Origin of the sequence: Ensifer sp. M14 (assembly GCF_003355565.1) — a bacterium.
GTDB lineage: Bacteria > Pseudomonadota > Alphaproteobacteria > Rhizobiales > Rhizobiaceae > Ensifer.
The window spans coordinates 393,347-405,421 of record NZ_QJNR01000007.1 but is presented as its reverse complement, the minus strand read 5'-3'; the positions used below and the strand labels follow the sequence as shown (position 1 = coordinate 405,421).

General features: G+C 57.0%; 10 protein-coding genes and 1 pseudogene. 2 read left to right on the top strand and 9 right to left on the bottom strand.

The annotated features are described in order from the left end of the window. Nucleotides 1-55: 55 nt before the first annotated feature. From BLJAPNOD_RS23580 to BLJAPNOD_RS23545, 8 genes and pseudogenes are all read right to left on the bottom strand, one after another. Nucleotides 56-385, bottom strand: a pseudogene (locus BLJAPNOD_RS23580) (transposase); the annotation flags it as partial. A gap of 540 nt (nt 386-925) precedes the next feature. Then, nucleotides 926-1,933 (bottom strand): FAD:protein FMN transferase, encoded by a 1,008-nt coding sequence (locus BLJAPNOD_RS23575; RefSeq protein ID WP_115421669.1) that lies wholly within the window; start codon nt 1,931-1,933, stop codon nt 926-928. Continuing rightward, on the bottom strand, nt 1,926-2,477 hold the full coding sequence (locus BLJAPNOD_RS23570; RefSeq protein ID WP_115421668.1) for a nitrous oxide reductase accessory protein NosL: 552 nt from the start codon (nt 2,475-2,477) through the stop codon (nt 1,926-1,928). The genes BLJAPNOD_RS23575 and BLJAPNOD_RS23570 overlap by 8 nt, the downstream gene beginning before the upstream one ends. Then, nucleotides 2,474-3,301, bottom strand: a complete 828-nt coding sequence (locus BLJAPNOD_RS23565; protein ID WP_115421667.1) for an ABC transporter permease subunit — start codon at nt 3,299-3,301, stop codon at nt 2,474-2,476. The genes BLJAPNOD_RS23570 and BLJAPNOD_RS23565 overlap by 4 nt, the downstream gene beginning before the upstream one ends. Continuing rightward, the gene (locus BLJAPNOD_RS23560) at nt 3,298-4,212 is read right to left on the bottom strand and encodes an ABC transporter ATP-binding protein (protein ID WP_115421666.1); all 915 of its coding nucleotides are present in this window, start codon (nt 4,210-4,212) and stop codon (nt 3,298-3,300) included. The genes BLJAPNOD_RS23565 and BLJAPNOD_RS23560 overlap by 4 nt, the downstream gene beginning before the upstream one ends. Further along, a complete protein-coding gene (locus BLJAPNOD_RS23555; RefSeq protein ID WP_115421665.1) occupies nt 4,209-5,576 on the bottom strand; it encodes a nitrous oxide reductase family maturation protein NosD in 1,368 nt (455 codons plus the stop codon). Before BLJAPNOD_RS23555 ends, BLJAPNOD_RS23560 begins: the two co-directional genes overlap by 4 nt. After that, nucleotides 5,573-7,495 carry a TAT-dependent nitrous-oxide reductase gene (gene nosZ, locus BLJAPNOD_RS23550; RefSeq protein WP_115421664.1) on the bottom strand — a complete coding sequence of 641 codons (1,923 nt, stop codon included), beginning with the start codon at nt 7,493-7,495 and terminating at the stop codon, nt 5,573-5,575. Before nosZ ends, BLJAPNOD_RS23555 begins: the two co-directional genes overlap by 4 nt. A gap of 11 nt (nt 7,496-7,506) precedes the next feature. Next, on the bottom strand, nt 7,507-9,825 hold the full coding sequence (locus BLJAPNOD_RS23545) for a NosR/NirI family protein (RefSeq protein ID WP_115421663.1): 2,319 nt from the start codon (nt 9,823-9,825) through the stop codon (nt 7,507-7,509). Nucleotides 9,826-9,952: 127 nt separating this feature from the next. Here BLJAPNOD_RS23545 and BLJAPNOD_RS23540 point away from each other — a divergent pair, with 127 nt between their 5' ends. Together BLJAPNOD_RS23540 and BLJAPNOD_RS23535 are read left to right on the top strand one after the other, a co-directional pair. Next, nucleotides 9,953-10,783: a ferritin family protein gene (locus BLJAPNOD_RS23540; protein WP_115421662.1), complete on the top strand. Its 831-nt coding sequence runs from the start codon at nt 9,953-9,955 to the stop codon at nt 10,781-10,783. Between the two features lie 157 nt (nt 10,784-10,940). After that, nucleotides 10,941-11,378 (top strand): pseudoazurin, encoded by a 438-nt coding sequence (locus BLJAPNOD_RS23535; protein ID WP_115421661.1) that lies wholly within the window; start codon nt 10,941-10,943, stop codon nt 11,376-11,378. A gap of 83 nt (nt 11,379-11,461) precedes the next feature. On the opposite strand, the gene mog is transcribed toward BLJAPNOD_RS23535, so the two are convergent. Beyond that, a complete protein-coding gene (gene mog / locus BLJAPNOD_RS23530; RefSeq protein ID WP_115421660.1) occupies nt 11,462-11,983 on the bottom strand; it encodes a molybdopterin adenylyltransferase in 522 nt (173 codons plus the stop codon). Between the last annotated feature and the right edge of the window lie 92 nt (nt 11,984-12,075).

Here is a 12,075-nt window from a genome sequence, read left to right as displayed (position 1 = left end):
ATTCAGAACCGCCGGGGCTCTAGTCGCTGCTGGGTGAAAGTTCCGTGGCAGGTCAGATTCCCTGAATGTAGGCTTCCTGAATAACCGCCGTCAGAGCCTTTTCCGCCATGCGACGCGGCTCAAGAAAGCTCGGAAAGTAGCTGCCCTTGCGCAGCTTTGGAATGCGAAGCTCGACCGTTCCAGCCCGCGTCTCCCAGTCCCGGTCACGGTAGCCATTGCGTTGAGCAAGCCGCATCGGGTTCTTTTCGCCGAAGTCAGCACCGGTTGCCGAACCAACCTCCAGTTCCATCAGTCGCTCGGCTGCAAAGCCGATCATCTCGCGTAACAAATCCGCATCGGCGCTCTTCTCAACAAGCGAACGCACGTTCATCATGTCATTGGTCATCGGTGATCTTTCCATCAGGTTGGTCTTGAACAACCCGACCCTAAATGGAAAACACTGATGGCCGCCTAAACCTCAAGACCTACACCACCTGATGGGACACGATCTTATCGTGACAGCCACGAATGAGCACGCGTCATAGTTTGACACATCGCGTCTACCATTGGCTCCGAGGAGCTTAAATCCGTAATCGTCTCCACCTGACCAAACGTCAGGCTTACTGCTCCACATTGTTTCGCTGCCGTACGACAAGCCAAAAAAGGCGGACAGGCGATGAGATCGACAATCTGCGGCGGTCCCCAGCTTATGTGGAATGGCAGGGCGATAAACGGCGCCTTTGGTCTATCTATCCTTGCGCGAAGACAACATTACCCGGTCTGCACGAAACGAATATCGCTGTCGATCGCTGCCGATAAATCAGAGCGAAAAGGACTGGAGAAAGCGCGGCAGCACACTCGTCCGCTGAGTTGTAGATCTCGGATCGTTAGCTACGGTCGAAGCGCCGGAAAAGGACCTTTCTTTGCCAGGAAAAACTTCCCGTTGTCACCAGACATCAGGTCCGAAACGTAGACGATCTCCATTAAGCGAAACGAGATCGACAGAGAGATTGCGTTCCGAAGCCACGGTCGTTCTGACCTTATCGGGCTCCATCAGACTGAATGCAGTCGAGAAAGCGTCGGCCACTGAAGCCCGCTCGCCTACGACCGTCAGCCGAGCGTATCCGCTTCGAGCTTGACCGCTGAGGGGATTCAGAATGTGCCCAAAACCACTTGTCTCATCGAACTGGAAACCGGAGGCGCTGGATGTTGAGACCGATTTGTCCATGATCTTCAGGACAGTCTCGGATTTTCCTCGACTAGCCACCGCAGAAAGCCCGACGCGCCACGGTTGCCCGTCGGATTGGTTTCCGATTGCCCGTACCTCACCCATATCCACGAGACTGCTGGTGATGCCTTCCGCACGAAGCAGCTCTACGATCTTATCCGTAATGTAGCCTTGGGCGATGCCATTCAGTGTCAGTGCCATTGGCCGACGGGTGAACACGACACGAGTTCGATTGAACTTTATGTTCTCGAACCCAACCGAGGACAGAGCCGTTCTTATGTCTTCGGAATTTGGGCCCGCTGGATCCGGATCGCTTTTTGCGAAATGATTGGCATAGAGGGTCCAGAGGGGCTGCACGGTGGGATCAAACAAGCGGTCGCTTTTCTGCCAGACGTACTGGCACATCTCCAGCACTTCAACCAACTCTGGAGGCGGAGCAGCCATTGCTCCCTCTTTATTGAGGCCGCAAAGAACTGAATCCATTCGATACAGGCTGAAAATACGTTCCAATCGGACTATTTCCGCGACCACTCGGTTTATGAGAGCCCCCGCGCGATCACGGTCTTCCATATTGAGGATAAGTGTCGCCGGCGCACCCAACGCGATGCCGTTCCACATCAACGGTGCGTCTTCGACCTTCCCGTAGGCAACCCGCGATAGGAGGGGTAATCCAGCCGCGGCTGCCATAATGAGGATTGCGCGACGACGCGTGATCATTTTAGCCATTTTTGGTAGTACTCACTCTAACTGAAGAATGCTCCGCTCCGGTCTGATCCGTTCCGAGGATGTAGTCCTTCGGAATCGCATCAAATTTCACGATGCGTCCCCCATACTGCTGTGAAAACGCCGTGGCGTCGGCTTCTTTCGAGAAGGGAACTGCCTCGTCGGCACCCATGCCGCTACGGCGCTGGCTGTCGATTACGAAAAAAGCCTTCCGCGCCTCGACCCAATTATCTGCGCCGGGCTGCTCCCAGGTTTTCGCCAAGCTCATGTCGGACACATAAATTGCGGCGATTTCCTTCGGCTCTTCCGGGAGCATAGTGAACGCAATCGTGTCGCGCGATGACGAGAACCAGATAGCCTCCGGGATGTCCTTGAGGATAATTTGCCCTTTCGGTCCTGGATGTTCCAGCACGTTCATACCGCAATATCTTCCCATCGCCTCCTCGGTCAGCGAATAGGGCGCGGGAGCAGCAGCAGTGTCGTCTTCTTGGCATCCGGAGAGTATTGCCAACAGCGCCGCGACAGCGACAACGGAACGGATTTTCATAACTCCCTCCTGGAGAATACAGAAGCCGCGAAAAGCAGCGGGACAAGCGTCCATCCGACCAATGCAAGCACGAGGGACGTCACAGAAAGGCCCGCGTGGCCAATCAGCCCGCCAAGCCCCGACAAGCTGCTCGCGCTGCCACTACCAAGGTTAAAGAGGCGGAAGACGTCTGTCGGGTTCGCGAGGAGAAGCGTGTTGAGGAGCCAGGCAGGAACCGGTCGTCCCTGCGCCGCCACCAGTCCAGCCAGAAGTCCCATGTCGTAGAGAAGAACGAAGAAGAGCCAGACACCAATGGCTATGCCGCCTGCCGTGCTTCGTTCCTTAGACAGGACGCTGGCGACATACCCCAGGGATATGAAAACTGCGCCGAGAACGACAGACGAACCGGTCATCAGCGCGAATGCGCCCCAGCTTCCTCCGCCAATGCCGCCTCCGACAAGGGTCAAAGCGATGGCCGCTGTGCCGTAGCCAACAGATGTGGCGAATGCCAGTATGGCCAGATGGGCGACGAATTTTCCAAGCACGACCTCGCGGCGTCCGATCGGATAGCTCAACAACAGCAACATCGAGCCGCGTTCGGTCTCTCCAACAATCGCGTCGTGTGACAGCAGCAGGGCAATCAAAGGAACGAGGAATACCGACAGGCTCGAAAGGCTGACGATCATCACATCGAGTTTGCTCACCCCAACGTTGCCAGTCGGCGAACTGCCGAGGGAAGAAAGTGTAAGTGCCAGCATCGTGAGCAACAGCGTCGCAGCGAGAACCCAGCGGTTGCGCATCCCTTCCTGGATTTCCTTGCCAGCGATGATCCAGATGTTGGTCATCTTGCGTTCCTCCCCAGAAAATGTGCGTACAAATCGTCGAGCGACGGTTCGGTCACCGTGATAGCCTGAAGCTGTGCGGGGTTGGTTGTGATATGCCGCAGCAACTCGATCTTCTTGCTCGGCTCGATCTCAGTCTCGAATGAGGAGCTATCCCGCCCGGAGGACCATTTTGTTCCGTTGCATTCCCATTCAGCGATGCGCGTGCCAGCGGTAAGCTGAATGCCCACCCTGGTCGGAAGCTTTGCAACACGGCGGAGTTCCTCAAGGGCACCGTCCGCCACCTTCCGCCCTTTGTTGACGATGATGACCCGATCCGTCCTGTGTTCGAGCTCGGTCAACGCGTGCGATGACAGCAGAACGGTGCAGCCAGTCTGGCGCAAATCATCGACAAGGTCATAGAAGCTGCGGCGAAGCGCCGGATCCAGTCCGCTGGTCGGCTCGTCGAGAAGCAGTAGACCCGGCTCCCCGAGAAGCGCCTGCGCGAGCCCCAGCCTCTGCCTCATGCCCTTGGAGTAAGTCCGTACGGGACGATCGACGGCTTCGGAAGCTAGTCCCACCCGCTCAAAAAGCGCCAATGCTTTCCGCGGATCGACACGTTTCAAACGGGCGTAGAACTGAAGTGTCTCGCGACCGGTAAGGGCCAGGTGGAAGGCCACGCTCTCTGGAAGATAACCCAAACGCTGGCGAACAGACCACTCTCCTGTCGCAGGGTTTTGGCCGAGGACCGCGACGTCTCCGGAACTCGGTCTGATAAGACCCAGCAACAGCTTGATCAGCGTTGTCTTGCCCGCACCGTTATGGCCGACAAGCGCCACTGTCTCGCCCGAGACCAATTCGAATGAAACATCGCGAATGGCCTCGACAGCATTGTACTTCTTGGTGACTTCGGCAACGCGCGCGGTGACAGTCATTGGATCCGCTCCTTATGCGATGGCCGCATCAACGGATGTCCGTCTACTACGCCTCCAGGCAACAGCGCCGGAAACTGCGCTTGCGCCCAGCGAATAACCTGGACAGCTGGACTTGTGACCAGCACTTTTGCCTGCGGCGAAGTCCACAAGACCTTGTCGATGAGATCGTTTGGACGGTACGGATTGTCTCCAATGCCGTCACCATCGAGATCAAAGGCCGGATTGTCGCTCCAGTAATTTCCCCGTCCCTTGACGGACCAGTCGAGATACCGGGTTCCGACATATTTGACCTGGTTGCGATTGCTGATGAAAGAATTGCCGCTCATGAGATTACCTTCGGAACCCGCCGTGAAGTGAATTCCGATGGCGCAACCATTGAATTCGTTATCGATGAACTTGTTCTTATTGGCATTATAGATGAACACGCACTTCTCAGGACCAAGGCGGTTTTCGCCTGCGGAAGCCTCCTGAGCGTCGGAGGCCGGTAGGCCGTGTTCGGCAGACCGCGCGCCAGCTGAACGCCATCGATCCAGGGGTTGAAGTTTACCGATAACCGAATTTCCGCGAATTTCAGAGCTATTGGCGTAATTGAGGAGCAACCCGTGATCACGGTCTCCCACCGAGGTGTTGCCAACAATCTTCAGTCTGCTCGAATACATGATCGCATAACCGACCGCGTTCCCGCGAGACACGTTGTCACTCAACTCGCTGTCGTTGGTGTACATGTAATGGATGCCAAAGCGGAGGTCGCTGAAGCGGTTACCGTGGAAGACATTGCGCTTGCTTGCGTTGGTCGAAATGCCGTCGCGCCCGTAGCTGATATCGTTCTCGATGACTTTTGCGCCCGGAGCGTTCCATATCGTCACGCCGTTCCCCGATTCGCTCAGACGGCCCTCCTTGTAACCGACAATCCGGTTACCGCGTGCGACAGAGTCTTTCGCACCGTGTAAGTAGACGCCGAACAGGTTGTCGGTGATCGTGTTAGCCTCAATGACCGCGCCTTCCGCCGTTCGCGCCGCGAAAACCCCGGAATCAAGCGCGACCAAATCGTGCCCAGAGCCGCTGATCAGCAAATTGCGGACCGCCACACCGACGCCCGAGATCGTCACGACGCTCCCCTTGCCGTTTCCAACAATGGCTGCCCCGTCATCGCCGACTAAGGTGACACTCTTCGAAATCTCTATTGGCCCGCGATGCGTTCCAGCCCGCAGTCTGACAACATCCCCGGATGCCGCGCGTTCGATCACGGGCTGCAACTCGTCCCCTGGACTCACAGTGAACTCAGCCGCGGTCGCGCCGAATGGTGTGGCGCTCAAAACGAGCGCCACACCGAGCCAGGCTATGTTGGCAAAATGCCGCATCATGCCCCCTGGGGCTCAACGAACATACGGCCCTTCATCTCCATGTGCATTGCGTGGCAGAACCATGAGCAATAGTACCAGTAAACACCCGGTTTGCTGGCCTTGAAGGTGACGGAAGCAGTCGCTTGCGGTGCAACTTCCATGTTGATGCCGTAGTTCACGATCGCGAACCCGTGGGTGAGGTCCTCGACCTCGTCGATGTTGGTGACGTACACCGTCACTTCATCCCCCTGCTTGACGCTGAAGCTATCCAGACCGAAGGCCGGAGCAGCGGACGTCATGTAGACCCGGACTTTGTTGCCATCGCGGATGACCTCGGAATCGATCAACAGATCGATATTGTCAGCCTTGGCCTGTGTAACCGCATCCGCGAAGAATGGGTCTGCGCGGTTCCACAAATGCACCGGATTGATCTTTGACGCGTGTACGAGCGTCGCGTCGTGAGGTTCGGCGAAGGTGGGATTGTCGTGCACAATGACCATCTCATCACCGGAGATGTCGATCAGCTGATCGTTCTCGGGTTTCAGCGGTCCGACGTTAAGGTAACGGTCCTTGGAGAACTTATTGAGCGAGACGAGCCACTTGCCGTCAGCCTCCTTGGTTTGCCCCATCGAAGTGTGGTTGTGACCTGGCTGATAGTGGACATCGAGCTTCTGCCGAATTGGATCGACCTTCTCGCCGGCATAGGCGCGTTTCGCGTCATCAATATTCCACTTGCAAACCTGGCTGTCGATGAACAGCGTCGTGTAGGCATTGCCCTTGCCGTCATAGGCAGTGTGCAGCGGACCAAGCCCGAGCTCCGGTTCGGCAACGACGGTATCGCGGGGCTTGATCTTGTCGGCGAACAGGTCGTCGAACTTGCGCACGTCGAATACCGTCACCGTCGGCGACAGCTTGCCGTTGGCAACCACATGGATCCCATCCGGCGCGGTATTCATCCCGTGCGGGCTGTTAGAGACCGGAATATAACGCGTGAACGGAGAGCCTTTGCGTCCGTCCAATACGGGGACGCCGCCCATTTCTTTGTACTCACCCTTGGCAACGGCTTCTTCGATCCGCTTCAGATTGAAGACGACGACCCAATCCTGTTCACTGGCCATCATCTCGGCGAGATTGACGCCCTCTTCCGAGTTATAGCACGTCGCGAAAGCGTATTTGCCCTGATAGTCAGCATCGACGTTGTCGAGGTTGCCGTCGACCATTACCTGCCAGGCGACCTTCATGGTCTCACCATCGACAGCCGTGAAGATGGCGCTGTACTGCTTGTGGTCGTCGAGCACTTTACCGTCGTTCGGGATCGGCACGCGATCTTCGCCATTGCAGAAGACATAACCTGTCTTCGGGTACTTCTGGACCCGCAAGCCGTGAACCGTGTGCTGGTTCGGCAGTTGAATGATCTTGTCGCACTTCATTACATCGAGCCGGATGCGGCATACGCGCGTGTTTGCCTTGTCGTTGGCAAACAGGTAGCGCCCGTCATAGGTGCCGTCCGTGAACGACGGGTGCGGATGATGAAGGTCACCGTTGAGATAAATCCCACCCTGCTCCTTGAGAAACTCGACCGTTTCCGGAAGCAGCCCTTCCGTCAGGACCTTGCGGCTCTCGTTCGTTTGACCCCAGCCGGTGGCGCTGCAGCGGTTGAAAACAGGAATACGCATCATTTCGCGCATCGACGGTACGCCAACGATCCTCACTTCGCCGGATTGTCCGCTCGAGAAGAACGCGTAGTACTCGTCCAGTTCGCCCGGCTTAACCTCCCAAGAAGCACCAGATGCTTCCTGGGCGCGCGCGGGAGTAGCCGCGCCGCCCGAGAGCCCCAGGGTCCCGCCGACACCAGCGACACCAGCCGCCGCTGCCAGCGCTGTCGATCCCAGGATCTGACGTCTGTTCAGGCGTATTTTGCTATTCGATTCTTCCGACATATTGCCTCTCCTTAGATGGCTGCTTCAGGATTGGTTCCGGAAGCCTCTTGAGGTTTAGGAATGGGTGCCCCCTTGTGGGTGACCTCTGTTTTCGCTGGTTTGTCGCCTCGTGACGCGGGTGTCGACAGCGCCATGAATTTCTCGCGCTTCAGCCGAACCTGGATCATGTGCGGACAGCGTTGATCGTCGTGGTAGAGTTCTTGGCAGTGCATGCAATAGATGCACTCGTTGACGTTGATCTGGCCCTCTGGGTGGATCGATTGAACCGGGCATTCCTTGGCACAGCGCTGGCAGGGCGAGCCGCATTCAGGCCAACGCTTCAGCCATTCGAACATGCGGATGCGTCCTGGAATGGCCAGTGCCGCCCCGAGCGGGCAAAGGTAGCGACAGTAGAAACGCTCGATAAAAAGCCCGGCCGCCAACAGCGTCAGCGCAAAGATGACAAAGGGCCATTCACGCGCAAACTTGAGGATTATCGCTGTTTTGAAGGGCTCGACTTCCGAGAACATCTCCGCCAAGGCGATCGAGTAAAGCGATAGCCCAAAGAGGCCCAGGAAGATGATGTACTTGATTGGCCACAAGCGCTCGTGCAATCCCCAGGGGAGTTTTACCTGAGGCACTTTCAGCCATTGCGCAAGGTTGTTCGTCAGTTCCTGGAGAGCGCCAAAGGGGCACAACCAGCCGCAGAACGGGCCTCTGCCCCAAAACAGGAGTCCCGCGGCGACGGCGGCCCAGAGAATGAACACCAAGGGAGCCGAAAGAAAGAACTCCCAATGGAACCCCGTGATCAAAGCATTGAAGAATGTCAGTACGTTCACGACCGACAATTGGGCATTGGCGTACCATCCAAGCCACACGAGCGTGAACAGCAGGTAGCCGCGTCGAACCCACTTGAACAGTCTCGGCCGTTTAACCAACCAGTCCTGAAAGAAGAAGATCAACGTTAGAACGAGGAGCGCGGCGATGGTGACACCTGCGGTCAACCTGTTCATGTCCCACATCGTCATCCACAGTGGCTTCTCTTCAGGAAGCGGCTCTGCAGGCGCGGCTTCCGACACTGGCGCGGCTTGAACGCCAGCTGGCTCCGCTGCGGGTACCTTCTCAATCGTGACGTAGGAATCCGGAAGTGTGTAGCCGAGATTGTATGGAAGAATTGCCTTCTCGCGGCCACCTGCCCCACGTTGCACCAGCAACTGCAGCTCGAACGGCTGGGTGACGTCGAACGAAAAATCCTTCGGAACTGTAAAAAGTGCTATCTCGCGTAGACGAGGAGCTCCTTCCGCCGAAAGCGAAGCAATTCGCGTGTGGTCGCGATCCCGAAACCGAACGCCTTGCCCATCTTGCAACAGCTCGATGCGATCGAAGATCCCACCGCGAACATAGCCGGAGCCCTTGAACGAATAGGCACCGTCACCGGCGACGAGGATCGCGGATTGATCCGGTCCCAACGATTGCGCCAAGCGCTCGTATGCAATGTCTCCCAGCAACGACCGACCGATGAGCGGCACGCTGACAGGAGCAACAAAGAGGTCGATGAAACGGGCCTTCGCATCGCGTGTTTCGGGTCGATCAGCGGCTTCCGGTCTGCCAGCCTGACGAAATCCATCTGAGACTTCTCCCACGGTCAGGCGGAGGCTCCGGACCGAACCGTCACCGATGAGCGTTTGCCAATCAGAGCTGCCCTGCTTCGAAACATCCACCTTCTTCGTTTGGAGGACGTTCGCGGCCAAACTATCGTTGCTGCCGTCAAGCCGCTTGCTCCGAATGAGCTGGACCGCCGAGCGAACCACGCTGTCCCCCATCACCAGGACGGTCACGGTGGCCCCGCTGACGATGTCAACCTGGGGCGGACGGTCCGCCCCGGCCGCGACGCGCCCCATGTCCTTGCCGATAAAGGAGTTGAGTGCGGCGACGACTTTCGCCTCGGGAATGCCGATCAAGACAATCGGTTCCTTGTGGTCGACCAGGCGAAGGCCGTGGATGACACCCTTGGGGTCAATGCCCACCAGGATATGGATTGGCTTTCCGGAGTAGCCTACTGAGCTTGTAAAATCCGAGTTCAAATATGCGTAGCCCAGTAGCGCCTCGCCTTTGTAAACAGGCGCAATCGGCGGTTCACCCTGAGCGGGACCAATCCTATCCGCCTCGGCGAACAATTCGTTGGCTGCGACCTTCTCGAGGTATGACGACAGTTGGGCAGTCGCACCTATCGCCGCTGGAGAGGATGCAATGGCGGTCGCGGCCAGGACGAGCGCCAGCACCAGAAATCGGTGGAGACCGCGATAGAAAGCTAATATCGGCACATCATTTATCCCGGTGGTCGTCTGCATCACTGCCCTATTTAGACAGTCTCAGAACCTCGCGGTTTGATCTTGATCAAACAATAAGCGGAAGACCTAGTGCAGCCTTAGACTTTGTCGACCCTGAAATGGGCAACCTTAAGAGGCGGAACAAGTGATGAACCAACAAAATGAGGAAGCCTGGGACCTCGAAACCCTGGATGACCTTCTGGCTGTGGCTCGGGCTATGGAACAGGATGCAATTGACGGATACATCGCTCTTGCCGCGCGAATGCGATCAGAGAACCAACCCGAACTGGCGCTGGTTTTTGACCGCCTCGTCGCGGAAGAGGAATCGCATCTTTCCAAGGTGAACCAATGGATTGGCGATCGACCAGTTGTCCAAGCGCACCCGGCAGAGGATCTTTTCGACGATGAGGGCGCAGGCGTCGTTTCGCCCGAATTGCTCAACTCATACCGTGCATTCTCGATGGCCGTTCGGAATGAAGAACGCGCGTTCGTATTCTGGACGTACGTCGCCGCGCATACACGATCGGCGGAAATTCAATCTGCCGCGGAACGGATGGCTCGCGAAGAGTTGGGCCACGTTTCGACGTTGCGCCGGGAGCGGCGGAAAGCGTTCCACGAAATGCGGAGGGAAGAGAATTACGGAGTTCGGAACACCCTTGACGCTCTGGAAAACCGTCTAGCAGGCTTCCTGGAAAAAACGGCGCTCGATTCCGACGACACGGGGATCCCGCAACTTGTTGCCCAGTCTCGCGCTCGCGCCCAAGAGCTGTCAACCGATCGACCTTTATCGACGCCACTGTTGTCGAGCCTTTCTCAGGCAGCGTTGGATAGCCCTCTTCCCTTGTGCGAGCTACTTCTCGACTGCTATTTGGATCTGGCTGAGCGTTCGACGGAAGACGATGTCCGCAAGCGTATGCAGATATTCGCGAGCGAGCTGGTCCACTTACTGCACAGTTTGCGGGGTCGAGGCGCAAGCTGAAGGATTTCGCCCCTTTTCTCCTCAACCCCATAGCTACACTATGTTAGCCCGTACTGTCGCAGTCAGATACCACATCAGGATGGAACTATCTCTGATTGCCGAAGTTTAGCGGTCACGGCGGAACGAGGCCGCCGGGTTCAAGTTGAGGAGATCTGACATGTTACGCGTTGTTAAGTTGGTATTGCCGGCCACGATGGCTGCAGCATTCGGTGTTTCGGCGTGGGCTGCGGACCACGAAGTAAAAATGCTCAATAAGGGGACGGGCGGCGCAATGGTTTTCGAGCCGATGCTTGTCAAAGCGGAGCCCGGGGATACAGTTTCGTTCGTTGTTGTAGACAAGGGCCACAATGCCGAAACGGTCAAGGATCTGATCCCGGAGGGCGCGGAACCGTTCAAGGGCAAGATCAACGAAGCAGTCAAGATGACGGTCAGGGCGCCAGGTGCCTACCTTATCAAATGCACCCCGCATTTCAGCATGGGTATGGTTTCCCTCATCGTTGTTGGCCCCGGCCCCAGCAATCTTGACAAAATAAAATCGGCGAAAATGCCGAAAAAAGCCAAGGAGCGGGTCGAAGCGGCTTTGGCTGGCCTATAGTCTTCACGATCAGTCATTCACACTCCGCTCATCCTAAAGAAACTCCGCGCGTGAGCGGAAATATAGACTAAACGAGAGGCTGCTCACACATCGGGTCGAAAGGCCTTGATCCTGGCAGGATCCGTTTCGACCCGGCCCGCGCCGATCAGATCGAGGCAGTAAGGCACCGCCGCGAAGATCGTGTCTAGGCTGAAACGAATAGAGCTCGGCCTGCCAGGTAGGTTAATAATCAGCGTTTTGCCCCGGGTGCCGGCCGTCTGGCGCGACAGGATTGCTGTCGGCGTCTGCTGGAGGCTGGCACTCCGAAGCTGCTCGCCAAATCCGGGCAGTTCCTTTGACAGAACCTCGCGCATCGCCTCAGGCGTCTGGTCTCGCGGAGCGGGACCGGTACCACCCGTGGTAAGGATGAGATCGGCTCCATTATTGTCACTGAGCGCAATCAGCGTGTCTCGTACGGACGCAAATCCGTCGGCGATCACGCGCCTCAAGATGGAACAGGGTGACGTAACCACCTCTGCAAGCCACCTCTCAATGGCTGGGCCGCTCAGGTCCTCGTAATCTCCATGGCTTGCGCGGTCTGATATGGTGACAATAGCAATCTTCATATTCACGCTCCAAGAACCAATACGTATCGGAGTTTTCGATGGCGTTCGGGTTTTTCGGGAAATGGCCTATAAGTCAAATCAATGCGTAGCGA

Coding starts and splice junctions, on each gene's coding strand:
- BLJAPNOD_RS23575 (WP_115421669.1), bottom strand. CDS start 1,933: ATGGCTAAAATGATCACGCGTCGTCGCGCAATCCTCATTATGGCAGCC.
- BLJAPNOD_RS23570 (WP_115421668.1), bottom strand. CDS start 2,477: ATGAAAATCCGTTCCGTTGTCGCTGTCGCGGCGCTGTTGGCAATACTC.
- BLJAPNOD_RS23565 (WP_115421667.1), bottom strand. CDS start 3,301: ATGACCAACATCTGGATCATCGCTGGCAAGGAAATCCAGGAAGGGATG.
- BLJAPNOD_RS23560 (WP_115421666.1), bottom strand. CDS start 4,212: ATGACTGTCACCGCGCGCGTTGCCGAAGTCACCAAGAAGTACAATGCT.
- BLJAPNOD_RS23555 (WP_115421665.1), bottom strand. CDS start 5,576: ATGATGCGGCATTTTGCCAACATAGCCTGGCTCGGTGTGGCGCTCGTT.
- nosZ (WP_115421664.1), bottom strand. CDS start 7,495: ATGTCGGAAGAATCGAATAGCAAAATACGCCTGAACAGACGTCAGATC.
- BLJAPNOD_RS23545 (WP_115421663.1), bottom strand. CDS start 9,825: ATGCAGACGACCACCGGGATAAATGATGTGCCGATATTAGCTTTCTAT.
- BLJAPNOD_RS23540 (WP_115421662.1), top strand. CDS start 9,953: ATGAACCAACAAAATGAGGAAGCCTGGGACCTCGAAACCCTGGATGAC.
- BLJAPNOD_RS23535 (WP_115421661.1), top strand. CDS start 10,941: ATGTTACGCGTTGTTAAGTTGGTATTGCCGGCCACGATGGCTGCAGCA.
- mog (WP_115421660.1), bottom strand. CDS start 11,983: ATGAAGATTGCTATTGTCACCATATCAGACCGCGCAAGCCATGGAGAT.